Origin of the sequence: Aeromonas sp. R7-4, assembly GCF_040908055.1 — a bacterium.
GTDB classification, from domain to species: Bacteria; Pseudomonadota; Gammaproteobacteria; order Enterobacterales; family Aeromonadaceae; genus Aeromonas; species Aeromonas sanarellii.
In genome coordinates this window covers 1-21,381 of the sequence record NZ_JBFODA010000050.1, presented here as the reverse complement: position 1 = coordinate 21,381, position 21,381 = coordinate 1, and the positions used below count along the sequence as shown (strand labels likewise).

Genomic DNA, 21,381 nt, shown 5'->3' with positions numbered 1-21,381 from the left:
CACACGCAGAGAGGGTCTTCAGGCACTCAGCGCATAGTTCAGCATGGCTTGCAGCTTGCTGTCGAAGAACCAGGGCAGCAGCACCATCAGCAGACCCAGCACCCCGGCCAGACGGTGGCGATACTGCCAGCTGGCGATCAGCACCAGGCCGCCGCAGAGCGTGGTCAGGATGCCTGACATGGGGCGGCCTCCCGCTGGTTGCGGCGCTGCTGGGCCCACTGGTTGAGGGCGACCGAGCCCAGGATCAGCGCCAGCGCCACACCCGTGGTGGACTGGATCTGCTCGCCGAGGAACAGGGCCCCCAGCATGACGCCGAACAGCGGCACCAGGTAGTTGCTGAAGGAGGCGAAGGTCGGGCCCGCCTTCTGGATCAGCGCCATATAGAGGAAGTAGACCAGACCGGTGCAGAAGATCCCCAGCATGGCGACGGCGCCCATGGCCTGCTGGCTCGGCAGGGTGAAGGCGCTCAGGTCCGCGACGAAGGGTGCGGCCAGCAGCAGCTGCGCGGCGGACGAGATCAGGATGTTGCGTGCCACCACCACGGGGTGATCCTTGGCGAAGCGCTTGATCATCAGCAGGCCGATGGCGAAGCAGCTGGCCCCGAACAGTATGGCCATGGCGCCGAGCAGGCCGGCATTCATGCCGCTGGCCAGCTTCGGCCAGAACAGCACCAGCACGCCGACGAAACCGATGAGCACGGAGACGAGGCCACCCTTGGTGATTCTTTCACCAGAAATAAACAAGGGGGCCGCCAAAATGGTCACAAAGGGGATACAACCCATGACCACGGCGGCGATGGCGCTGTCCACGTACTGCTGGCCCCAGGCCACCATGATGAAGGGGAGAGTGGCGTCGAGCAGGGCGATCAGCATGTAGGTGCGCCAGGGGGTGTGTTCGCTCTTGAGGCGCATGAACAGGCAGAGCAGGCCCAGGGTCAGGCTGCCACACAGGGCGCGGCCGGCCGCCACCAGGATGGGGGGCAGTTCCGCCACGGCCTGGTGCATAAAGATGAACTGGGAGCCCCACAACAGGCCGATCGCCAGCAACAACAGATAGCTACGCATTTGAATCTCCGATGTAATTCGCCTGCGCATTCTATGCAATCTGATACTATGCCAAAAATGAATTGTCGTCATTCAACTATGGCCAATATCGATGGAACTGCCCCTCTCCCGCCTCGACCTCAACCTGCTCACCGTGTTCGACATGCTGATGCAGGAGCGCAACGTCACCCGTGCCGCCGAACGGCTGCACCTCTCCCAGTCCACCGTCAGCCACGCCCTGGGGCGGCTGCGCAGTGCGCTGGATGACCCCCTGTTCGTGATGAGCCGGCGCGAGATGATGCCGACCGAGCGGGCCAAGGCGCTGGCGGGACCGGTACGCCAGGCGCTGGCCATGCTGGAGCAGGGGCTGCGGCAGGCCAAGGACTTCGATCCCGCCAACGCCCAGCGGGTGTTTCGCATCGCCACCCCGGGGTCGGTGGAGCACGGCCTGGTCCCGACGCTGGTAGAGCGCATGGTGCAGCTGGCGCCCCACTGCCGTCTGGAAGTGTGCGAGCTGGCGGACAGCGACTACGAGCGGGAGCTGGAGAAGGGGGAGCTGGATCTGGTGATCGGGTTCGCCGGCGCCAACCATCTCTCCCCCCGGCTGTGGCGGGAGGAGTGGTTCAGCAACCCCCTGGTCTGCCTGTCACCGCTTGGCAGCGCGCTGCCCGAGGCACTGGGGCCGGACGATCTGGTCAGTCGGCCCCACATCCACACCTCCAGCTGGGGCCACAGCCAGGCCATGGTGGATCTCTGGCTGGGGCGCTTCGGGGTGGAGCGGGAATTGGGTGTCCGACTGCCGAGCTTCATGGCGGTGCCGCCCCTGATGGCGACCGGACGCTACCTGGTGGTGGTGCCCGAGATGATAGGGCGCCACTTCTGCCGCCATTATCCGCTGCGCCTCCATCCGCTGGATCCCGCCATCCCCATCGTCTATCTGATGGCGGGCCACCCGCTCAGCGCCCACGACGAGGCGATCCGCTGGTTCAAGAGCCTGCTGCACGGCCTCGCCTTCGAGCGCTACGGCGAGGCCGCGCTGGGCACGCCGGCTCAGCGCAGCCCGGCGAAGTAGTCCAGCCCCATGGCTCCCTTCACCTCGGCCAGCACCTCGTCGGTGAGGGCCCGGGCCTGCAGCGTGCCCCGGTGCAGCAGCGCCAGCAGCTGGCCCTTGTCGGCGATGGCGGCCTGGCGCAGCTCCCGCATGGGGGCGAGCAGACTCTGCAGGCAGTCGTTCAGCTCCTGCTTGCAGCGCATGTCGCCGAGGCCGCCGCGCCTGTAGTGCGCCTTCATCTCGGCCACCAGGGCCTTGTCCGGGTGGAAGGCATCCAGATAGGCGAACACCGTATTGCCCTCCACCCGGCCCGGGTCGCTCACCTTGAGGTGCTCGGGGTCCGTGTACATGGCGAACACCGCCTGTTTGATCTCGTCGCTCGACATGCCGAGCTCTATGGTGTTGCCGAGGGACTTGGACATCTTGGCCTTGCCGTCGATGCCGGGCAGGCGGCCGGTGTCGCTCAGGATCGGTTGGCACTCGGTCAGCACCTCCTTGCCCACCAGGGCGTTGAAGCGGCGCACTATCTCGTTGGTCTGCTCCAGCATGGGCAGCTGATCCTCCCCCACGGGCACATGGGTGGCGCGAAAGGCCGTGATGTCGGCGGCCTGGCTGACCGGGTAGACCAGGAAGCCGGCGGGCAGGCTGCGCTCGAACCCTTTCTGCTGGATCTCCGCCTTCACCGTGGGATTGCGCTCCAGCCGGGCGACGCTGACCAGGTTCAGGTAGTAGCAGGTGAGCTCGGCGAGAGCGGGCAGGGCGCTCTGCAGGCAGAAGGTGGTCCTGGCCGGGTCGAGGCCGGCCGCCAGGTAGTCGGCCATCACCTCCAGCACGTGATCTGTCACCTTGGCCGGGTTGTGGCCGTTGTCGGTCAGCGCCTGCAGATCGGCGATCATCACGAACTGGCGGTAATGGTGCTGGGCCGCCACGCGCTGGCGCAGGGAGCCGACATAGTGGCCGATGTGCAGTTTGCCGGTGGGACGATCGCCGGTCAGTATGATGGGGTTGTGCATGTCACTCTCTCCGGTTGGGGTGGGCCGGGAGGCGACAAAGGGATGAAAACAATGACCGCCTCTCGGCGGTCACGGTGTTTTCTTTGGGAAAATTTACATAGAAAAGCAGCGCCGCCTGTTTAGAAGCGGCACCACCAGTTCTTGTGATTGAATGAGGTCATGTTCATGGCAAATCAAGCTACGCCTGTTTGATCACTTCTGCAAGGGCACGACCAGCAGATCGCAGGGCACGGTATTCATCAGCTGGCGGGCACTGGAGGTCAGCAGGCTCCAGAAGCTCTGACGATGGCCGCACACCAGCAGATCTATCTGGTAATCCTTGACCGCCTGGTTGACCCGCTCGCTGAGATCACCGCAGATCACCAGCTTCTTCTCGATGGGGTAGTCCACCGAGGCCAGGAAGGTTTCCAGCTTCTCCTTCGCCTCGGCGATCACCTGGTCCTGCACGTTGTCGATGTCGATGTCGATCATCTCGGTGTAGAGATCCTTGAGGTCCACATCCACATGGATCACCGACAGCTTGGCGCCGTTGGAGCGGGCCCGGTCGACCGCCTTCTCGATCACCTTGCGGTTGTCTTCCGACAGGTCGATCGCGGCCAGTACGTGTTTGTAATAGGTTCCATTCATGGGAGTTCTCCTCACTGATCCTGGGTCCACTATACCAATGTCTGCTGAAACTAAAACGGCGGCGTTGCCACAGTTTCAGGATTTGCATGGGCCCCGTACACCCGGGCTGCCGTGCCCGATGAAAAGGTAGTGCATATTTTGAACAGGAGTTTGAAGCCGATCACAGGCGGTCTATTGCCCCGACAGAGGGAGGGGCATAGGATGTGCCCGTGCTTCGCAATGAACACAAAACAACAAAAAGCATCTGAATACCGCTTTGGGGAGCCTCGCGCTCCCTTTTGTTTTTCTGCCCTTTTCCCGTCGATATTCCGCCCCATGTCAAGGTAATCCCCCGCCGCTTGGTTATGCTGTAGCCAGTTCCCTTGGCAAACCGTCGTGCGTCACCGGGCCCCGAGAGCGGGCCGGCCCGCCACGGACGTTCCTCCTGTTGCACCCCTTTCCCGGAGACTCCTCGATGATCATTCACCCGCAAATCCAGGGCTGTGTTGCCCGCAACTGCCACCCCATCGGCTGCCGCGCCGCCGTGATGCAGCAGATTGCCAGCGTCAGGGCGGCGGGATCGTTCAACGGGCCCAAACGGGTTCTGGTGCTGGGGGCCTCGTCCGGTTTCGGGCTGGCGTCTCGCATCGCGCTCGCCTTCGGTGCCGGTGCCGACACCGTCGGCGTGTCGTTCGAGCGCGGCCCCTCCGACAAGGGGCTGGGCAGCGCCGGCTGGTACAACAACATCTGGTTTCGCAAGGAGGCGGAGCAGGCAGGGCGCATCGCCGTCAACCTGATCGGCGATGCCTTCTCCGATGCCATGCGCCAGCAGGCCATCGAGACCATACGCCAGCAGCTCGGGCAGGTGGACCTGGTCATCTATTCGCTGGCGAGCGGCATCCGGGTGTTGCCTGACGGCACCCAGGTGCGCTCCGTGCTCAAGACCACGGGCCAGCCCTTCAGCGGCTGGGGGCTGGATCTGGAGCACGATGCCCTGGTGCAGCAATCCCTGGCTCCCGCCACCCCGGAGGAGATCCGCGACACCGTCACCGTGATGGGCGGCGAGGACTGGCAGCTCTGGATGCAGGCGCTGCAACAGGCGGATTGCCTCGCCCCCGGCGCGCAAACCGTGGCCTACTCCTACATAGGCCCCGAATCCACCTATCCCCTCTACCGGGACGGCACCATCGGCTATGCCAAGGAGCATCTGCACGCCACCGCCGAGACCATCAACCTGCAACTGGCGGAAGTCGGCGGCCACGCCTGGGTGTCGGTCTGCAAGGCGCTGGTGACCAAGGCGAGCGCCTATATTCCGGTGCTGCCTGTCTACCTCGGTCTGCTGATGGGGGTGATGAAGGAACGCGGTGTGCACGAGGGCTGCATCGAGCAGATGCAGCGGCTGTTCGCCACCAAGATGTACGGACCCAGAGGGGTGGTGGCCGACGGCAACCGGCTGATCCGGATGGACGACCACGAGCTCGACCCGGCCATTCAGGCCGCCGTCTCGGCGCTCTGGTCCAAGGTGACGCCGGACAACTTCCACGCCCTGGGGGACTTTGCCGGGCTGCGTCAGGATTTCCTGCAGCTCAACGGTTTCGGGCTGCCGGGGGTGGACTACGGGGAACCGGTGAGTGTGGCGTCGCTCACCGAGCTGACGCCCTGATCCTGACGGTAGGCCCGAGCCTACGCCTCAGGCGACGTTGCAGGCGAGTTCGTCCTGGGCCTGGGGAGCCAGGGCCAGGACGGTCTGGTTGCGCCCCTGGCGCTTGGCCTGATACATGGCCATGTCGGCCCGGTGGATGAGCTGGCCCAGGTTGTCATCGTCCGGTGAACGCTCCGCCACCCCTATGCTGATGGTCATGTGGGGGGCGGCAAGGTAGGCGATCCGGTTTCTCAGCTGTTCGGCAAGCCGCCAGCAGGTGGCGCCATCCTGCTCCATGGCCACCAGAAATTCCTCCCCGCCCAGGCGCCCGATCTGGTGCTGGTCCGGCGCCCAGCTCTTGAGCTCCCTGGCCAGTTGCCGGATGGCCTGGTCCCCGGCCTGGTGACCGTGCCTGTCGTTGATCTGCTTGAAATGATCGATGTCGATGATGATCAGGGTCAGGGGAACTTCCAGCTGCCACTGCTGCGCCAGCCGCTCCAGCAGGGCTCGCCGGTTCGGCAGCCCGGTCAGTTGATCGAAGGTAGCCAGCTTGTAGAGGTGGCGCGAGCTGCGGTGCAGCCGGTGAGTGGTGAGCCCGAGCAGCAGCAGGGCGCCGGCCAGCAGGCCGACCAGCATCAGCTGGTAGTAACGGGCGCTCTGCTGATGCAGCAGTTGCTGGCGCTTGCTCTCGTTCTCCTGCTGCAGCGCCCGGTTGCTGGCCTCGCTGCGGGCCAGATCCATCTCGGCCTGGAAGGCGGCAGCATGCTGACTCAGGGTCTGGTTGAAGTGCTGCTTGTAGTCGCTCACGTATTCACTGAGCGCCCGGTAGGCCTCGGGATAGCGTCCCTGATCGGCCAGCAGGCTGGCCTGCAGCGCCTTGCTGCTGGCTCCCGCGGCGCCCCGGGTGGTCAGCAGTTGCAGTGCCAGCTGCTTCTCGCCAGTGCCCTGTAGTGCCCGGGCCCGGGTCTCCAGCAGGCGTGCTCCGGCATCCGGATAACCCAGCTGCTGATAGAGCGCCTGGGCCTCGTCCAGGGTGCGCAGGGCACCCGCCCAGTCGCGCTGTGCGTTGAGCGCCATGGCCTGATAACCCAGGATGATGGCGCGGTAATCCGGTGCCAGCGCCGGGTTGGCCAGCAGGTTGTCGAGCAGTCGCCTGGCCTGGGCGGGGCGATCCGTATCGATATAGAGTCGCGCCATGTTGGCGCGGATGATGATCTGGCTGTTGGGCTCGTTCAGCAGCACCATGCGTTGCAGGGCCTCCAGATAATAGCCTTCGGCCTCCCGGGGCAGGCTCAGATCGGCATAGAGGTTGCCCAGCGTCATCAGCAGGCGGGCACACTGCAGGCTGGCGATGGGGGAGTCGGGCGCCGCCTGCTTGAGGCGGAAGGCGGTCTTGAGCTCGGCGATCGCCGCGCTCAGCTGCTGGGTGCGATAGAGGGCGAGTCCGTTGAGGGCGTGCCACTCCGACAGCAGGGCAGGGTGGTCGCCGATCTCGGGTTGCAGCAGCGCCAGCAGCCGGAGGGCCCGGTGCGGTTCTTCGGTATCCAGGGTGAGGGCCGCCTGCTGCAGCCGGAAATCCAGCAGTCGGGTGGTTTCATGGCGGGCGGTGGCCAGGGCGCGGGCACGGGCGTTGTCCAGCAGGGCGTCGGGATAGCGCCCCAGCGCCGCCTTGGCCAGGGATCTGGCATGAAACAGCTCCATCTCCTGCTGGGGGCTGGCATCGAGGCGTTGAAGATATCCGATAGGATCCCTTGCTGCCTGCAATTCTGCCTCGCTGAGCAAGGAGGGAGCGGCCTGCAGCTGGATCATCCAGAGCAGTGCCAGTGTCATAATGAATCTCATTGAATCCTGTCCCTGACCACTGGCGCCATCATAATGGCTGACGTCACCTACACCATGTTTCTTTGCTTCTCTATAACCGTATGGGGGACAGGATGAGGCGGGAAACCGTCATGACTGCGCGCGCCGACGGTCGTATCTGGTTGCGTCAGGATGCAACAGTGGCGACAATCGTGAGCAAATCACAGTGGAGAATCATCATGTTGGCCAAAGCCATGATCGAGAAGTTGAACGAGCAGATTAATCTTGAATTCTATTCCTCCAACCTCTACCTGCAGATGAGCGCCTGGTGCGAGGACAGGGGCTTTGAAGGGGCGGCCAACTTCCTGCGCCAGCACGCCGTCGAGGAGCGCCAGCACATGGAGCGCCTGTTCACCTATGTGAGCGAGACCGGTGCCATGCCGCTGCTGGGGGCCATCGAGGCGCCTCCCCACGAGTTCAACTCCCTTGGCGACATCTTCCGCACCACCCTTGAGCACGAGTACCACATCACCAAGTGCATCAACGGCCTGGCCCACGTGGCCTTCACCACCCAGGACTACTCCACCTTCAACTTCCTGCAGTGGTATGTGGCCGAGCAGCACGAGGAGGAGAAGCTGTTCAAGAGCATCGTCGATCGTCTGTCGCTGGTGGGCGAGGATGGCAAGGGCCTCTACTTCATCGACAAGGAGCTGGCCGAGCTGGCCAAGGGCGCTCCCGCCAGTATCATGGACGGCGCTGCCTGATAGTCGTGGACACTCAGTGTTCAGCCAGTACAATGACGGCCCCTTGCAAAGGGGCCGTTTTTTATTGGACATGCCATGAAACCGCGGCGATGGTTTCTGCCGGGTACAATGACGGTCTTTCGTACAGGGGCCGTTTTTCTTTTGATGGGTGAGTGATGATGAAGCAGCTTGACGTGGTGGTGATCGGCGCCGGGGCGGCCGGGTTGATGTGTGCGGCCCAGGCCGGTTATCGGGGCCGTTCCGTGCTGGTGCTGGACAACGCCAAGAAGCCGGGCCGCAAGATCCTCATCAGCGGCGGCGGTCGCTGCAACTTCACCAACCACCAGGCCGGGCCCCACGCCTTCCTCTCGGCCAACCCCCACTTCTGCAAGTCGGCGCTGGCGCGCTACACCCAGCAGGACTTCATCGATCTGGTGGACCGGCACGGGCTGCGCTATCACGAGAAGACGCTCGGCCAGCTGTTCTGCGACGAGAGCGCCAAGGAGATCGTCGACATCCTGCTGACCGAGTGCGACTGGGCCGGCGTGACCCTGCAGTTCCAGACCGAGATCCTCACCGTCAGCAAGACCGAAGAGGGCTTCATGCTGACCACCAGTCAGGGAGACGTCAGCTGCCACTCCCTGGTGGTGGCCACCGGCGGCCTCTCCATGCCCAAGCTCGGTGCCACCCCCTACGGCTTCAAGCTGGCGGAGCAGTTCGGCCTCAGGGTGCTGCCGACCCGTGCAGGCCTGGTGCCCTTCACCCTGCATCAGGCCGACAAGGAGGCCTTCGCCGATCTGGCCGGGGTCAGCCTGCCGGTGGCGGTGACCGCCGAGGATGGCACCCGCTTCAAGGAGGCCATGCTGTTCACCCATCGCGGCCTCTCGGGCCCGGCCATCCTGCAGATCTCCTCCTTCTGGCTGGCGGGGGAGAAGATCCACATCAACCTGCTGCCGGAGCTGGACATTCCGACGGCCCTCAAGGAGTGGGCCCAGGCCCACCCGGCCCAGGAGTTGAAGACGGTGCTGGGGCGCGAGCTGCCCAAACGCTTCGTCGACAAGCTGGTGGAGCTGGGTCAGCTGGTCAGCAAGCCGATGCGCCAGTACAACGAGCGGGAGCTGGAGGCCGTCGCCACCCTGCTGGGGGACTGGCAGATCCTGCCGAACGGCACCGAGGACTATCGCACCGCCGAGGTGACCCTGGGGGGGGTGGACACCAACGAGCTCTCCTCCAAGACCATGGAGGCGCGCAAGGTGCCCGGACTCTACTTCATCGGCGAGGTGGTGGACGTGACCGGCTGGCTCGGCGGCTACAACTTCCAGTGGGCCTGGTCATCCGGCTGGGTGGCCGGCCAGTACTGCTGACCTGCCCTTGTTCTCATCCACTTCAGACGCGGCCTCTCAGGCCGCGTTTTTTATGGTCGGCATTCCTCGCGGGCGCTAGCCCTTTCTGATGGTCGGCAAGCAGGCGGTCAGCAAGCCGATGAGCGGCAGGTAGGCGCAGACCTGATACACGGTCTCTATGCTGGTGGCATCCGCCAGCCGGCCCAGCAGGGCCGCCCCTATGCCCCCCATGCCGAAGGCGAAACCGAAGAAGAGGCCGGAGATGGTGCCGACCTTGCCGGGGACCAGATCCTGGGCATAGACCAGGATGGCGGAGAAGGCCGATGCCAGGATCAGGCCGATGATCATCGACAGCACCGTGGTCCAGAACAGGTCGACATGGGGCAGCAGCAGGGTGAAGGGGGCGACGCCCAGGATGGAGATCCAGATCACCCGCTTGCGGCCGATGCGGTCGCCGACCGGCCCGCCGAGCACTGTGCCCGCCGCGACGGCAAACAGGAAGGCGAACAGATGGAGCTGGGCTCTGTCCAGCGACAGGCCGAACTTGTCCATCAGGTAGAAGGCGTAATAGCTGCTCAGGCTGGTCATGTAGAAGAACTTGGAGAACATCAGCAGGCCCAGGATGGCCAGGGACCAGCCGATCTGGCGGCGACTAAGGCCGTTGCCGATCTGGGCCTTCATCCTGCGGTGGAAGTGGGCACCGTGCTGGCTTGACCAGCGCCCGACGAAGACGAGCACCACGACACCGACCAGGGCGAACAGGGAGAACCAGGCGGCGCTGCCCTGACCCTGCGGCACTATGATCAGGGCCGCGAGCAGGGGACCTATGGCCGATCCCAGGTTGCCGCCGATCTGGAACAGCGACTGGGCCAGGCCGGGCTGGTTGCCGGCCGCCATGCGGGCGACCCGGGAGGATTCCGGGTGGAACACCGACGAGCCCATGCCGATGAGCATGGCCGACAGCAGCACGGCGCCGAAGCTGTCCGCCTGGGAGAGGGAGAGCAGTCCCACCAGGGTGAACCCCATGCCGAGGGGCAGGGAGTAGGGCATGGGCCTGCGATCGGTGCAGAGGCCGATCAGCGGCTGCAACAGCGAGCCCGTGAACTGGTAGGTGAGGGTGATGAGGCCGATCTGGGCGAACGACAGGTCGAGACCAAGTTTGAGCAGCGGATAGATGGCCAGCAGCACCGACTGCATCATGTCGTTCAACAGGTGCGAGAAGCTGATGGCGGCGATCACGGGGTATCGGGTGGTGTTCAGGGCATCGGCTGCGGGGGGCGCGTCGAGCGTCTCTGTGCTCAGGGTCTTTTCCATGGGGTGTGGTGTCTGTGGCTCAAAACGCCTTCTACCATGCCTTATCCCGGCGCGTCTGGACATAACCAAAGTGGGCGAACTCCGGGGTGGCTCTCGATCGGCGCGCAGGCCGTTCATCCTGAAAGCGTGTGGAGAGCAGGCCAGATCTTGTGCTTGGCGGGGGGCGGATTAGTATAGAAGGCCTGCCGCCGTTATCCGGTTCATCACCCGCCATGGAGGGAACATGTTCGAAAGCCTGGGTTTCATCAACGTCTGGGCCTGCCTGACCGGGCTATTTTCCAAGTCCAGGGGGGCGCGTCATGTTTGAGAGTTTGGGAGTCATCAACGTCTGGACCTATCTGGTGGGTCTCTTCTTCATCATCATAGCGCCGGGGCCCAACTCCCTGTACGTGCTGCGTACCGGAGTGGTGCGCGGCATAGGCCCGGGTTACAAGGCGGCTCTCGGGGTCTTCGTCGGCGACGCCATCCTGATCTTCTGCGCCTACCTGGGGATCGCCTCCCTCATTCGCACCACCCCATTGCTGTTTACCCTGGTGCGCTACCTCGGCGCCCTCTATCTGCTCTACCTGGGGGTGAAGATATTGCATGCCAACTTCGTCGCCAGAAAGGCGGGGCAGGCGTCGGTGATGGACCCGGGGGAGCGCTACTTCACCAAGGCGCTCACCTTAAGCCTCACCAACCCCAAGGCGATCCTGTTCTACGTATCGTTCTTCGTGCAGTTCATCGACTTCAGCTATGCCCACACCTGGATCTCCTATCTGGTGCTGGCCGGCATGCTGGAGGCCATGAGCTTCGTCTACCTTACCCTGCTGATCTTCGGCGGCACCCTGATGGCGCGCTTCTTCGCGCGCAAGCGGCGGCTTGCCCGGCTCGGCAACGGCCTGATCGGCCTGTTCTTCATGGGCTTCGCCGCCCGGCTGGCAACCCTCTCCTCCTGACACCCTCCAACCGGCTGGCCGTCTCCCGGCCAGCCGGCAATGCCGTTGCTCCCTTGGCGGGTCGTCTGAGGTAAACTGGGGCCCGCTCAGGGGTTGCCCATCCTGCTGTGTTCTCCTTTCCCCTTGCTCGGGGCCGGCAACCCATGACCCCATACACCCTATAGTGCGCCCCTCGTGGCCCTAGGCCGGAGGCCCCATGCTCGAGAATCAGATGATGTTGTTGGCGGTGTTTGAGCGGGCGGCGCTGATGTTGATGACGCTCTTCCTCCTGACCCGCACCCGGCCGTTCCAGCGGCTGTTCCAGAAGCGGGACCACACCCCGGCCGAGCTGGTGCTGGTGGCCAGCATCTTCAGCCTGTTTGCGGTGTTCAGCACCTACACCGGCATCCCGGTGGAAGGGGCGCTGATCAACGTGCGGATCATCGCCATCATCTCCGGCGGCATCCTGTTCGGCCCCTGGGTCGGCATTCCGGCTGGGGTCATCTCGGGGCTGCACCGCTACCTCATCGACATGGACGGTCACACTTCTATTCCCTGTCTCATCGCCAGCATCATCGCCGGCTTGCTCGCCACCTGGCTGCACCTGCGCTGCCGCAAGTCGCGGCTCTGGCTGTACGGCATCCTGGCGGGCATGGCCTGCGAGGGGCTGACCATGCTGCTCATCTGGCAGCTGACCGAGCCCCACGATATCGGGGTGGAGATCGTCAGCCACATCGCTTACCCGATGATCGCGGGCACCCTCTGCATCGGGCTCATCATCAAGCTGGTGCAGGATCTGGATGACGAGAAGGAGCTGATTGCCGCCAAGCAGGCCAAGCTGGCGCTCGACATCGCGAACAAGACGCTGCCCTTCTTCCAGAACATCGACCGCCACTCCCTCGGTCAGGTGTGCGGCATCATTCGCAGCGAGATCAGTGCCGATGCGGTGGCCATCACCGACACCCGGGACGTGCTGGCCTATGTGGGGGTGGGCAAGGACTACTACGAGCTGGACGAGCACCACGCCATCAGCGACATGACCCAGCGGGCGGTGCTGCTGGATCAGATCATCATCAACAACGATCTGCGTCAGTACCATCTGGCCGACTTCCACTCGGTCATCATCATCCCGCTGCGGGAGAATGGCGCCGTCAGCGGCACCCTCAAGATCTACTATCGCCGCACCCACAGCATCACCAGCTCCCTGAAGGAGATGGCGGTGGGCCTCTCCCAGCTCATCTCCACCCAGATGGAGGTGTCGCGCATCGAGCAGCTCAAGGAGATGACCCGCAAGGCGGAGTTCACCGCGCTGCAGAGCAAGATCAACCCGCACTTCCTGTTCAACGCCCTCAACGCCATCTCGTCCCTCATCCGCATCCGTCCCCAGCAGGCGCGCCAGCTCATCGCCAATCTGGCGGACTACCTGCGCTACAACCTCAACAAGGGGGATACCCTCATCGACATCCAGGAGGAGCTGCAGCAGGTGCGCGACTACGTGGCCATCGAGCAGGCCCGCTTCGGCGACAAGCTGGAGGTGGTGTTCGAGGTGGACGATGTGCACATCCAGGTGCCGAGCCTGCTGTTGCAGCCCCTGGTGGAAAACGCCATTCTGCACGGCATCCAGCCCCGCAGTGCGCCGGGTCGGGTCACCATCGAGGTGAAGCAGCTGGCGGGCGGCATCCGGGTCGCGGTGCGCGACACCGGCTACGGCATCAGCCAGGCGGTGATCGACGGGGTGGCCGCCGGTCGGGTGGAGAGCCGCAGCATCGGCCTGATGAACGTGCATCAGCGGGTCAAGCTGCTCTATGGCGACGGCCTGCACCTTAAGCGGCTGGAACCCGGCACCGAAGTCTGTTTCTATCTGCCGGATCCGGAGGCCATGCCGTGCTGATCGCCATCAATATTGATAAGAACGCCATGACGCGAGAGGGACAGCCATGTTGAGAGCCATCATAGTCGAAGATGAATACCTGGCCAGGGAGGAGCTCGCCTATCTGGTGAACCAGCACAGCACCATAGAGATAGTGGCGAGCTTCGAGGACGGGCTGGAGGCGTTCAAGTACCTGCAGGATCACGAGGTGGACGTGGTGTTCCTCGATATCCAGATCCCCGCCATCGACGGCTTGCTGCTGGCCAAGAACCTGCACAAGTCCAGTCACCCGCCCCACATCGTCTTCGTCACCGCCTACAAGGAGTTCGCGGTGGAGGCGTTCGAGCTGGAGGCGTTCGATTACATCCTCAAGCCCTACAACGAGCCGCGCCTCATCAATCTGCTGCAGAAGCTCGAACTGGCGGGCAAGTCCCAGCCCCAGGGCGCGGAGTCAGGGACGCCACAGAACCGCACGGTCAACCTGGTGAAGGGGGAGCGCATCATCGTCACCCCCTGCGAGCAGATCTACTATGCGGAAGCCGACGAGAAGCTGACCTATGTCTACACCCGTACCGATCGCTACGTGATGACCATGACCCTCAGCGAGTTCGTCAGCCGGCTGCCCGCCGAGGGGTTCTTCCGTTGTCACCGCTCCTACTGCGTCAACATCAACAAGATCCGCGAGATAGTGCCCTGGTTCAACAGCACCTATCTCATCCGGCTCCATGACCTGCCGTTCGAGGTGCCGGTCAGCCGCAGCAACATCAAGGCGTTCCGTCAGCTGATGCGGCTCTGATTGTCATTCATTCCCGCCGATCTGCATTTCATGCCGTAATCGGTCGGCGGGAGCGGCGTCTTGCCTATAGTGGCCCCAGTTTCCTTAAGGCCATCGACCGAGACGCATCATGACCAGAGAGATGAATCGCACCCGCTACCTCACCCTGTTGGGGACCATCATCACCCAGTTCGCGCTGGGATCCGTTTACACCTGGAGCCTGTTCAACGCCCAGCTCTCCGACAAGCTGGACGAGCCGGTGAGCCAGGTCGCCTTCGCCTTCGGCCTGCTCAGCCTCTCCCTGGCGGTGGCCTCCTCCCTGGCGGGCAAGCTGCAGGAGCGGTTCGGGGTGCGCAACGTTACCCTAGGGGCCGGCGTGCTGCTTGGCATCGGCTTCTTCCTCACCGCCCATGCCAGCAACCTGGCGATGCTCTACCTCTGCGCCGGCATCCTGGTGGGCTTCGCCGACGGCACCGGCTACCTGATGACCCTCTCCAACTGCGTGAAGTGGTTCCCGGAGCGCAAGGGGCTGATCTCCGCCTGCTCCATCGGTGCTTATGGCCTCGGCAGCCTGGGCTTCAAGTACATCAACCTGCTGCTGCTCTCCAGCAACGGCCTTGAGACCACCTTCCAGCTGTGGGGGCTGATTGCGATGTCCATGGTGCTGGTGGGCGGCATGCTGATGAAGGATGCACCCAAGCAGGCGGCCGCCGTGCAGCAGAGCGAGAGCCGCGACTTCACCCTGGCGGAGGCGATGCGCAAGCCGCAGTACTGGATGCTGGCGCTGATGTTCCTCACCGCCTGCATGAGCGGCCTCTACGTCATCGGCGTGGCCAAGGATATCGGCGAGAACATGGTGGGTCTGCCTGCCGTGGTCGCTGCCAATGCCGTCGCCATCATCGCCATGGCCAACCTGGGCGGCCGGCTGGTGCTGGGCATCCTCTCCGACAAGATGTCCCGCATCCGGGTCATCACCATCGCCCAGCTGATTACCCTGGTGGGGATGGCACTGCTGCTGTTCGTGCCGCTCAACGCCAACCTGTTCTTCGTGGCGGTGGCCTGCGTGGCGTTCAGCTTCGGCGGCACCATCACCGTCTACCCCTCGCTGGTGAGCGACTTCTTCGGTCTCAACAACCTGACCAAGAACTACGGCGTCATCTATCTGGGCTTTGGTCTGGGCAGCATCATCGGCTCCATCGTGGCCTCCCTGTTCGGCGGCTTCATGGCGACCTTCAACCTGATCCTGGTGTTGCTGGTGGTGGCCCTGGTGCTCTCCCTCACCATCCGCCTGCCGGCTCCCGTCGCCGTGGTGGTGGATCGGGGCTGACCCCGGCGAACGAACGCCAAAAAGAAGACCCGGGCCTTGGCCCGGGTCTTTTCGTTGGTACCTGCGCCGCTTTAGCGGGGCGGCAGGCCCAGCAGGGCGCGCAGCTGGTGCGCGGTGACCTCGACCGCCGGCCAGTCGCGGCCGGTGACGGTGACGTGGCCCATCTTGCGACCGGGGCGGGCCTCGCCCTTGCCGTAGAGGTGCAGGTGCACCCCGGGCAGGGCCAGGGCGCCGGCCCAGTCCGGCGTGCCGTCTTGCCACAGATCCCCGAGCAGGTTGAGCAGGATGGCGGGCTGAACCTCAGCCTGTGCCGGCAGCGGCAGATCGCACAGGGCGCGCACCTGCAGCTCGAACTGGCTGCAACCGGCGTTGTCGATGCTGGGATGGCCGGAGTTGTGGGGGCGGGGCGCCATCTCGTTGACCAGCAGCTGGCCGCCGACCAGGAAGAACTCCACCGTCAGCACGCCCACATAATCGAGGGCGGCGATGATGTGCTCGGCGATGCGCTGGGCCTCGGCCTCCAGGGCGGGCACATTGGCCGGGGAGCGGGTCTGATCCAGGATGCCGCCGCTGTGCCAGTTTTGCACCAGGGGCAGGGCGCTGATGGCACCGCTCGGGCTGCGCGCGAGCGTCAGGGCGAACTCCCCCTCCAGCGGCAGCCGCTTCTCCAGCACGCAGGGCACGCCGCTGGCGGCCAGGGCCCCCGGCAGCTCGTCGGCCTGGTGGATGGTCCACTGCCCCTTGCCGTCGTAGCCCTCGCGGGCGGTCTTGAGGATGGCGGGGAAGAGGTCGCTGGGCAGGGCGGGCAGCGGCTCACCCGGCAACAGGGTCAGGTTCGGGGCGACCGGTACGCCGGCGCGGGTCAGGAAGGCCTTCTCTTCCCGGCGATCCTGGCAGACGCGCACCGCGCTCGCTGCCGGGCGCACCGGTTTGTACTGCTCCAGCAGGGCCAGGGAGGCCGCCGGCACGTTCTCGAACTCGCAGGTGATGGCGTCGCAGCGGCTGGCCAGATCGCGCAGGGCATCGGCATCGTCATAGGCGGCCACGATCTGCTCGTCGGCGGCAGCACCGGCGATGCTGACGGGATCCGGATCCAGCACTATCACCTTGTACCCGAGGCGGTGGGCGGACATCACGAAGTAGCGGCCGAGCTGGCCGCCACCGAGCATCCCCAGGGTGGCGGGAGGCAGTATCATGCCGGCTCCTCCAGGGTGAGGGCCAGCACCCGGTCACGCTCCTTGGCGCGGAAGCCGTCGAGCTGCTGGTGATAACGGGGAGCGTCGCCATCCTGGGCGACGGAGAGCAGGGACACGGCGAACAGACCGGCATTGGCGGCACCCGCCTCGCCGATGGCGAAGGTGGCGACCGGCACGCCCTTGGGCATCTGCACGATGGAGAGCAGGGAGTCCATCCCCTTGAGCTGGCGGGTGGGGATGGGCACGCCCAGCACCGGGATCGTGGTCTTGGCGGCCAGCATGCCCGGCAGGTGGGCTGCGCCGCCGGCGCCGGCGATGATGGCGCGCAGACCGCGATCGCGCGCACTGGCGGCATATTCAAACAGGAGATCCGGGGTGCGATGGGCGGATACGACGCGCGCTTCATAGGGCACGCCGTGCTCCTTGAGGATGCGGGCGGCGGCCTGCATCACGGGCCAGTCAGAGTCGGAGCCCATTACCAGGCCGATCATAGGGGGGGTCGTCATTACGGCTTCCTCGGATGTCAAACGTTTGCCGCATGTTACCAAAAAGCCGTGGGATCTGGCTCAACATTTCGCGTCTCTGTCCCTCTCAGAGGGTCGTCAGCGGGCCTGACGGCAGAGGAGGGGGTAGTAACTGAGCCACTCGGCTCTGCCGGAAGGGAAAAAACGAAAACAGAAATCTAGATGGCTATACATCCAATCTGGCTCTGCCTATAATCCTCCCGCTTTGGCGCATCCTGCTTAAAAGGGAATCCGGTGAGAATCCGGAGCTGGCGCGCAGCGGTAAGGGGGAACGAAGCGACATCAGGGCACTGCCGTCAGGTGGGAAGCCGTCGCCTTAGGCCATCAGCCCCCAAGCCCGAAGACCTGCCAAAGTTCGTATTTCGGGCCGAGAGAAACCGGCCACGAAGTAGATGCTTACGCGAACCTAAGGATCTCTCATGTCCAAGACATTATTGGCGGCTGCCCTGTTGCCAACGGCGGCCTTTGCCCAACAACTGACCATTCCCGTCAACCCCACCATGGTGGTGACCGCTACCCGTGTCGCCCAGCCTGCCTCCAGTGTGCTGGCTCCCGTCAACGTGGTGACCCGTGACGAGATCGATCGCCTGCAAGCCCAGACCGTGACCGACGTGGTCAAGACCCTGCCCGGCGTGGAAGTGGTCAGCAACGGCGGCCGCGGCCAGCTCAGCTCGCTGCGGGTGCGTGGCGGCACTTCCTCCCAGACCCTGGTGCTGGTGGACGGGGTGCGCAGCGCCTCCCTGACTGCAGGGATGACAGAGCTCAACAACCTGCCCCTCAACCAGGTGGAGCGGATCGAATATATCCGCGGTGCGCGCGCCACCATCTACGGGTCCGATGCCATCGGTGGCGTCATCAACATCATCACCCGCCCGGATCAGGGGACCAATCAGCACAAGTTCAACCTGGGGGCCGGCTCCAACAAGCAGCGCCAGGCCGCCTTCAGCAGCGCCAGCCAGGTCGGCGAGGCGGGCCAGCTCAAGGTCGCCGGAGGTTTCGATGACGAGACCGGCTACAACGTGCACCCCATTCCGGGGGTGAACGATGGGGACAAGCATGGCCACCGGGGCTACAACGCCATGGTGGATTATCAGCAGGCGCTGGCCGGCAACTGGGATCTGTTCGGGACGACCCGCTGGTTCCGCAACATCGCCCAGTACGACAGATCCTCTGCCGCTTCCGCCTGGGGCCCGGCATTCCATCAGCGCAACGAAACCTGGACCGAGAACCAGAGCTACCAGCTCGGCTCCCGCTATCATGACGAGCGCTACCTGAGCGAACTGCGCGGGGCCTTCTCCAAGCAGGATGCCTACGACTATCCGGATACCAGCGGTCGCGATCAGTCCGCCGATCGGCTTTATACCCGCCAATACACCCTGAACTGGGTCAACAGCGTCAAGCTGGACGAGCACTGGACCCTGGGCGGTGGCGCAGACTGGCAGCGCGACATGCTGGACGAGCGTTCCCGCTCCTCTGGCGTCGCCTTCCCGAGCGATGCCGATGAGCGCGACAACACCGGGCTCTATGCCCTGGCCCAGTTTGACAACCAGGTGTGGCAGGCGGAGCTGAGCGGTCGCAGCGATGACAACGAGCAGTTCGGTCGTCACAACACCTGGCAGACCGGCGCTGGCTGGCGCTTCGTGGAGGATTACCGTCTCAGCGCCCGCTACGGCACTGGCTTCCGCGCCCCCTCTTTCAACGATCTGTATTACCCGGGCTCCGGCAACCCCGAGCTGAAGCCGGAAGAGTCGAAGAGCAGCGAGCTGATGCTGGATGGCCAGACCGCCGGCGTGGAGTGGCGTGTGACCGGCTATCGCAACGACTTCGAGCAGATGATCCAGTGGGCACCGGACAGCCAGGGCATGTGGACGCCGCAGAACGTCGGCAAGGCTCGGATTGAAGGGGTCGAGCTGGAAGGGGAGTTCGACACCGGCTGGTTGACCCATCGAATCTCAGCCGAATACAAGGATCCCAAGGACAAGGTCACCGACAAGCAGTTGCAGCTGATCTCCCGCAAGGGGGTCAAATGGGTTGGCCTGGCACAGTGGCAGCAGTTCGACGGCTCCCTGAGCTGGATCTACCAGGGTGAGCGCTATGGTGACGCCGCCAATACCACCCAGCTGGGCGGTTACAGCGTGTGGAACCTGGCGGTCGGTTATCGGGTCGCGCCTTCCTGGAAGGTCTCCGGCAAGATCAGCAACCTGCTGGACAAGGAGTACCAGACCTCGGTGGGCTACCCGGCGGACGAGCGTGCCTACTATGTGACGGTGGACTACGCGCTCTGATCCCGTCGTCCGGATCGGAAAAATCAGGGGCCCTGCCATTGGCGGGGCCTTTTCTATTGGCGCCGGGCGGGAGTATGATCGCCGCCTCGCATCCAAGGGGGAGCTCAGGTGGCCAATATTCTCGTGTTCGACTCCGGTATGGGCGGGCTGACCGTCTATGGGGAGATCCGTCGCGCCCTGCCGGCACACAACTATTTCTACTGTTTCGACAATGCCCACTTCCCCTACGGCGAGTTGAGCGAATCAGAGCTGATTTCTGCCTGCACCGGATTGGTTAGCCACATGGTGGCCAAGCACGCCATCGATCTGGTGGTGATCGCCTGCAACACCGCCAGCACCATAGCGCTGCCTGCCCTGCGTGCCTCCCTGAATATCCCGGTGGTGGGGGTGGTGCCCGCCATCAAGCCCGCCGCCGCCCTGACCCGCAATGGCTGCATCGGCCTGCTGGCCACGCCAGGCACCGTCAGCCGCGCCTATACCCATGAACTCATCGCCCAGTTTGCACCGGGCAAGCGCGTGTTGCTCAAGGGGGCCACCGAGCTGGTGATCGAGGCCGAGCGCAAGCTGGCGGGATTGCCTGTCAACATGGCGCTACTGAGAGAGGTACTGGTGGATTGGATAGAAGGAGAGGAGAGGCCGGATACTCTGGTGCTGGGGTGCACCCATTTCCCGCTGCTGAATGAAGAGATTCGACAACTGATGCCGGAGTGTCAGCTGGTGGATTCGGGCTGTGCCGTCGCAAGGCGGGTGGCCCATCTGCTGACGGCGATTCCGTCCTCCCTCCCCGACGAGGGGACAGGTCTTGCCTACTGCAGCCGGTTGGATGCCCAGGCCCAAAAACTGACAGCCCCCTTGCAGGCATGGGGGCTGTCATCACTGGAAGAGGTCGAATGCTGATCTCTCAGGCGTCGACGTCGTTTCCTTCCTTCTCATCCCTGTCCCGCTTGTCATTGGCCTCGCGTACTTTCAGAGTGCGCTGCTGATACTCCTTGTCGTTGAGCGCGGCGATGGCCTTGGCCGCATCGGCGACGGGCATCTCCACAAACCCAAAGCCCCTGCGCTTGCCGGTGGCCTTGTCTTTCATCAGACGGACCGAGATCACCTGGCCCTGTTCGGCAAAGAGCTCGCGTACGGCGATCTCGTTGGCGCGATAGGGCAGGTTGCCTACATATAATGTGCAGGTCTCCTGGCTGGAAGTCTGTTCAGTGGTACCAACCGGTGCGCGGTTGTTGAGGAACAGCGGTACTACGAAACCGCCGATGGCCAGACCCACGGCAAAAATCACCTCGGCTTTCAGAGAAAACTGCAGGGCCTGGGCAACCAGATAGCCGAGCAACGCCAATACCAGAGCAAGCACTGCAGCCTGCACATAAACGGGAAACTTGGATAAATTCATCTTTAAAGACCTTTTGTAAATGAAAGCAAAAAAGGTGCAACACTCTATTCACCTCCATGGTAACCAGCTTTACGAGCAGGCGCTACCATGGACCACTCGGGACATATTATCCGCTTCAGTATGGCATTCCTTCGGCATGGAAGATCCGAATAAGTGCCAATAAAACAGGGCTGAAATCATCGGCTTGTGGATAACATTGTATATATACACTGGGTAAGTTGTTTCTAACCGGATAATTTAAAGTTTCCGTGACTTTCTTCAAAAAATCCCTTGTCATCGCTGCGCGGCTCCCTATAATGCGCCCCTACCAGCACGGCGGACCACGCCAACCTGATGAGCCAGCTTCCTCGTGAAGTCAGCGCCGAAAGAAAAGCGAAAACAACCGCTTGACTTTCGAAGTGAGGAGCGTAAGATGCGCCACCTCAACGCGATAAGCGTGATGCTCTTTAACAATTTGAATCAAGCAATCTGTGTGGGCACTCACAGCATCGAGCATCAAAAACAATTTTTGATATCAATGTCTGATGAAGTGACCA

General features: G+C 63.6%; 19 protein-coding genes and 1 riboswitch. Of the genes, 10 read left to right on the top strand and 9 right to left on the bottom strand.

The features are described from left to right. Positions 1 to 18 precede the first annotated feature (18 nt). Positions 19 to 180: a hypothetical protein gene (locus AB5Y72_RS13085; RefSeq protein WP_084203067.1), complete on the bottom strand. Its 162-nt coding sequence runs from the start codon at positions 178 to 180 to the stop codon at positions 19 to 21. Continuing rightward, positions 165 to 1,064, bottom strand: a complete 900-nt coding sequence (locus AB5Y72_RS13080) for a DMT family transporter (RefSeq protein WP_042079037.1) — start codon at positions 1,062 to 1,064, stop codon at positions 165 to 167. The genes AB5Y72_RS13085 and AB5Y72_RS13080 overlap by 16 nt, the downstream gene beginning before the upstream one ends. 91 nt (positions 1,065 to 1,155) lie before the next feature. Between AB5Y72_RS13080 and AB5Y72_RS13075 the strand changes: the two genes are divergently transcribed. Continuing rightward, positions 1,156 to 2,115 (top strand): LysR family transcriptional regulator, encoded by a 960-nt coding sequence (locus AB5Y72_RS13075; protein ID WP_209794810.1) that lies wholly within the window; start codon positions 1,156 to 1,158, stop codon positions 2,113 to 2,115. Here AB5Y72_RS13075 and trpS read toward each other — a convergent pair. Together trpS and AB5Y72_RS13065 are read right to left on the bottom strand one after the other, a co-directional pair. After that, on the bottom strand, positions 2,094 to 3,107 hold the full coding sequence (gene trpS / locus AB5Y72_RS13070) for a tryptophan--tRNA ligase (protein WP_368199062.1): 1,014 nt from the start codon (positions 3,105 to 3,107) through the stop codon (positions 2,094 to 2,096). The genes AB5Y72_RS13075 and trpS overlap by 22 nt on opposite strands. A gap of 192 nt (positions 3,108 to 3,299) precedes the next feature. Next, a complete protein-coding gene (locus AB5Y72_RS13065) occupies positions 3,300 to 3,734 on the bottom strand; it encodes a universal stress protein (protein ID WP_042079034.1) in 435 nt (144 codons plus the stop codon). A 454-nt stretch (positions 3,735 to 4,188) separates the two neighbouring features. On the opposite strand from AB5Y72_RS13065, the gene fabV reads away from it, so the two are divergent. Then, positions 4,189 to 5,376 (top strand): enoyl-ACP reductase FabV, encoded by a 1,188-nt coding sequence (fabV, locus tag AB5Y72_RS13060; RefSeq protein ID WP_325783318.1) that lies wholly within the window; start codon positions 4,189 to 4,191, stop codon positions 5,374 to 5,376. Positions 5,377 to 5,403: 27 nt separating this feature from the next. Here the strand turns inward: fabV and AB5Y72_RS13055 are convergent, their stop codons facing one another. Continuing rightward, entirely contained in the window at positions 5,404 to 7,185 is a 1,782-nt protein-coding gene (locus AB5Y72_RS13055) for a diguanylate cyclase (protein ID WP_042079032.1), read from the bottom strand. Between the two features lie 209 nt (positions 7,186 to 7,394). Between AB5Y72_RS13055 and ftnA the strand changes: the two genes are divergently transcribed. Both ftnA and AB5Y72_RS13045 read left to right on the top strand, forming a co-directional pair. Then, positions 7,395 to 7,919, top strand: a complete 525-nt coding sequence (gene ftnA, locus AB5Y72_RS13050) for a non-heme ferritin (RefSeq protein ID WP_042079031.1) — start codon at positions 7,395 to 7,397, stop codon at positions 7,917 to 7,919. 158 nt (positions 7,920 to 8,077) lie between these two features. Next, complete coding sequence (locus tag AB5Y72_RS13045; RefSeq protein WP_368199071.1) at positions 8,078 to 9,262, top strand: NAD(P)/FAD-dependent oxidoreductase; 1,185 nt, start codon at positions 8,078 to 8,080, stop codon at positions 9,260 to 9,262. A gap of 75 nt (positions 9,263 to 9,337) precedes the next feature. Here the strand turns inward: AB5Y72_RS13045 and AB5Y72_RS13040 are convergent, their stop codons facing one another. Further along, positions 9,338 to 10,555, bottom strand: coding sequence for an MFS transporter (locus AB5Y72_RS13040; RefSeq protein WP_216991396.1), 1,218 nt, complete (start codon positions 10,553 to 10,555; stop codon positions 9,338 to 9,340). A 299-nt stretch (positions 10,556 to 10,854) separates the two neighbouring features. Between AB5Y72_RS13040 and leuE the strand changes: the two genes are divergently transcribed. The 4 genes from leuE (at position 10,855) to AB5Y72_RS13020 (ending at position 15,444) form a co-directional block, all read left to right on the top strand. Further along, positions 10,855 to 11,493, top strand: coding sequence for a leucine efflux protein LeuE (leuE, locus tag AB5Y72_RS13035; protein WP_216991397.1), 639 nt, complete (start codon positions 10,855 to 10,857; stop codon positions 11,491 to 11,493). Between the two features lie 196 nt (positions 11,494 to 11,689). Further along, positions 11,690 to 13,363: a sensor histidine kinase gene (locus AB5Y72_RS13030; protein WP_325783319.1), complete on the top strand. Its 1,674-nt coding sequence runs from the start codon at positions 11,690 to 11,692 to the stop codon at positions 13,361 to 13,363. Between the two features lie 46 nt (positions 13,364 to 13,409). Then, on the top strand, positions 13,410 to 14,138 hold the full coding sequence (locus AB5Y72_RS13025) for a LytTR family DNA-binding domain-containing protein (protein WP_042079012.1): 729 nt from the start codon (positions 13,410 to 13,412) through the stop codon (positions 14,136 to 14,138). Between the two features lie 109 nt (positions 14,139 to 14,247). After that, on the top strand, positions 14,248 to 15,444 hold the full coding sequence (locus AB5Y72_RS13020; protein WP_368199061.1) for an MFS transporter: 1,197 nt from the start codon (positions 14,248 to 14,250) through the stop codon (positions 15,442 to 15,444). A 71-nt stretch (positions 15,445 to 15,515) separates the two neighbouring features. Here the strand turns inward: AB5Y72_RS13020 and AB5Y72_RS13015 are convergent, their stop codons facing one another. Together AB5Y72_RS13015 and purE are read right to left on the bottom strand one after the other, a co-directional pair. After that, complete coding sequence (locus AB5Y72_RS13015) at positions 15,516 to 16,640, bottom strand: 5-(carboxyamino)imidazole ribonucleotide synthase (RefSeq protein ID WP_368199060.1); 1,125 nt, start codon at positions 16,638 to 16,640, stop codon at positions 15,516 to 15,518. Then, positions 16,637 to 17,146, bottom strand: coding sequence for a 5-(carboxyamino)imidazole ribonucleotide mutase (purE, locus tag AB5Y72_RS13010; protein WP_029313402.1), 510 nt, complete (start codon positions 17,144 to 17,146; stop codon positions 16,637 to 16,639). Before purE ends, AB5Y72_RS13015 begins: the two co-directional genes overlap by 4 nt. A gap of 207 nt (positions 17,147 to 17,353) precedes the next feature. Next, positions 17,354 to 17,532, top strand: a riboswitch (cobalamin riboswitch). A gap of 51 nt (positions 17,533 to 17,583) precedes the next feature. Here purE and AB5Y72_RS13005 point away from each other — a divergent pair. Together AB5Y72_RS13005 and murI are read left to right on the top strand one after the other, a co-directional pair. After that, a complete protein-coding gene (locus AB5Y72_RS13005) occupies positions 17,584 to 19,449 on the top strand; it encodes a TonB-dependent receptor (protein WP_325783322.1) in 1,866 nt (621 codons plus the stop codon). Between the two features lie 108 nt (positions 19,450 to 19,557). Next, positions 19,558 to 20,346 (top strand): glutamate racemase, encoded by a 789-nt coding sequence (murI, locus tag AB5Y72_RS13000; protein WP_325783323.1) that lies wholly within the window; start codon positions 19,558 to 19,560, stop codon positions 20,344 to 20,346. A gap of 4 nt (positions 20,347 to 20,350) precedes the next feature. On the opposite strand, the gene AB5Y72_RS12995 is transcribed toward murI, so the two are convergent. Beyond that, the gene (locus tag AB5Y72_RS12995) at positions 20,351 to 20,845 is read right to left on the bottom strand and encodes an RNA-binding protein (protein WP_042079006.1); all 495 of its coding nucleotides are present in this window, start codon (positions 20,843 to 20,845) and stop codon (positions 20,351 to 20,353) included. Positions 20,846 to 21,381 lie beyond the last annotated feature (536 nt).

Excerpts from the sequence above, each read along its gene's own strand:
- AB5Y72_RS13085 (WP_084203067.1), bottom strand. The coding sequence starts at position 180 with ATGTCAGGCATCCTGACCACGCTCTGCGGCGGCCTGGTGCTGATCGCC.
- AB5Y72_RS13080 (WP_042079037.1), bottom strand. The coding sequence starts at position 1,064 with ATGCGTAGCTATCTGTTGTTGCTGGCGATCGGCCTGTTGTGGGGCTCC.
- AB5Y72_RS13075 (WP_209794810.1), top strand. The coding sequence starts at position 1,156 with ATGGAACTGCCCCTCTCCCGCCTCGACCTCAACCTGCTCACCGTGTTC.
- trpS (WP_368199062.1), bottom strand. The coding sequence starts at position 3,107 with ATGCACAACCCCATCATACTGACCGGCGATCGTCCCACCGGCAAACTG.
- AB5Y72_RS13065 (WP_042079034.1), bottom strand. The coding sequence starts at position 3,734 with ATGAATGGAACCTATTACAAACACGTACTGGCCGCGATCGACCTGTCG.
- fabV (WP_325783318.1), top strand. The coding sequence starts at position 4,189 with ATGATCATTCACCCGCAAATCCAGGGCTGTGTTGCCCGCAACTGCCAC.
- AB5Y72_RS13055 (WP_042079032.1), bottom strand. The coding sequence starts at position 7,185 with ATGACACTGGCACTGCTCTGGATGATCCAGCTGCAGGCCGCTCCCTCC.
- ftnA (WP_042079031.1), top strand. The coding sequence starts at position 7,395 with ATGTTGGCCAAAGCCATGATCGAGAAGTTGAACGAGCAGATTAATCTT.
- AB5Y72_RS13045 (WP_368199071.1), top strand. The coding sequence starts at position 8,078 with ATGAAGCAGCTTGACGTGGTGGTGATCGGCGCCGGGGCGGCCGGGTTG.
- AB5Y72_RS13040 (WP_216991396.1), bottom strand. The coding sequence starts at position 10,555 with ATGGAAAAGACCCTGAGCACAGAGACGCTCGACGCGCCCCCCGCAGCC.
- leuE (WP_216991397.1), top strand. The coding sequence starts at position 10,855 with ATGTTTGAGAGTTTGGGAGTCATCAACGTCTGGACCTATCTGGTGGGT.
- AB5Y72_RS13030 (WP_325783319.1), top strand. The coding sequence starts at position 11,690 with ATGCTCGAGAATCAGATGATGTTGTTGGCGGTGTTTGAGCGGGCGGCG.
- AB5Y72_RS13025 (WP_042079012.1), top strand. The coding sequence starts at position 13,410 with ATGTTGAGAGCCATCATAGTCGAAGATGAATACCTGGCCAGGGAGGAG.
- AB5Y72_RS13020 (WP_368199061.1), top strand. The coding sequence starts at position 14,248 with ATGACCAGAGAGATGAATCGCACCCGCTACCTCACCCTGTTGGGGACC.
- AB5Y72_RS13015 (WP_368199060.1), bottom strand. The coding sequence starts at position 16,640 with ATGATACTGCCTCCCGCCACCCTGGGGATGCTCGGTGGCGGCCAGCTC.
- purE (WP_029313402.1), bottom strand. The coding sequence starts at position 17,146 with ATGACGACCCCCCCTATGATCGGCCTGGTAATGGGCTCCGACTCTGAC.
- AB5Y72_RS13005 (WP_325783322.1), top strand. The coding sequence starts at position 17,584 with ATGTCCAAGACATTATTGGCGGCTGCCCTGTTGCCAACGGCGGCCTTT.
- AB5Y72_RS12995 (WP_042079006.1), bottom strand. The coding sequence starts at position 20,845 with ATGAATTTATCCAAGTTTCCCGTTTATGTGCAGGCTGCAGTGCTTGCT.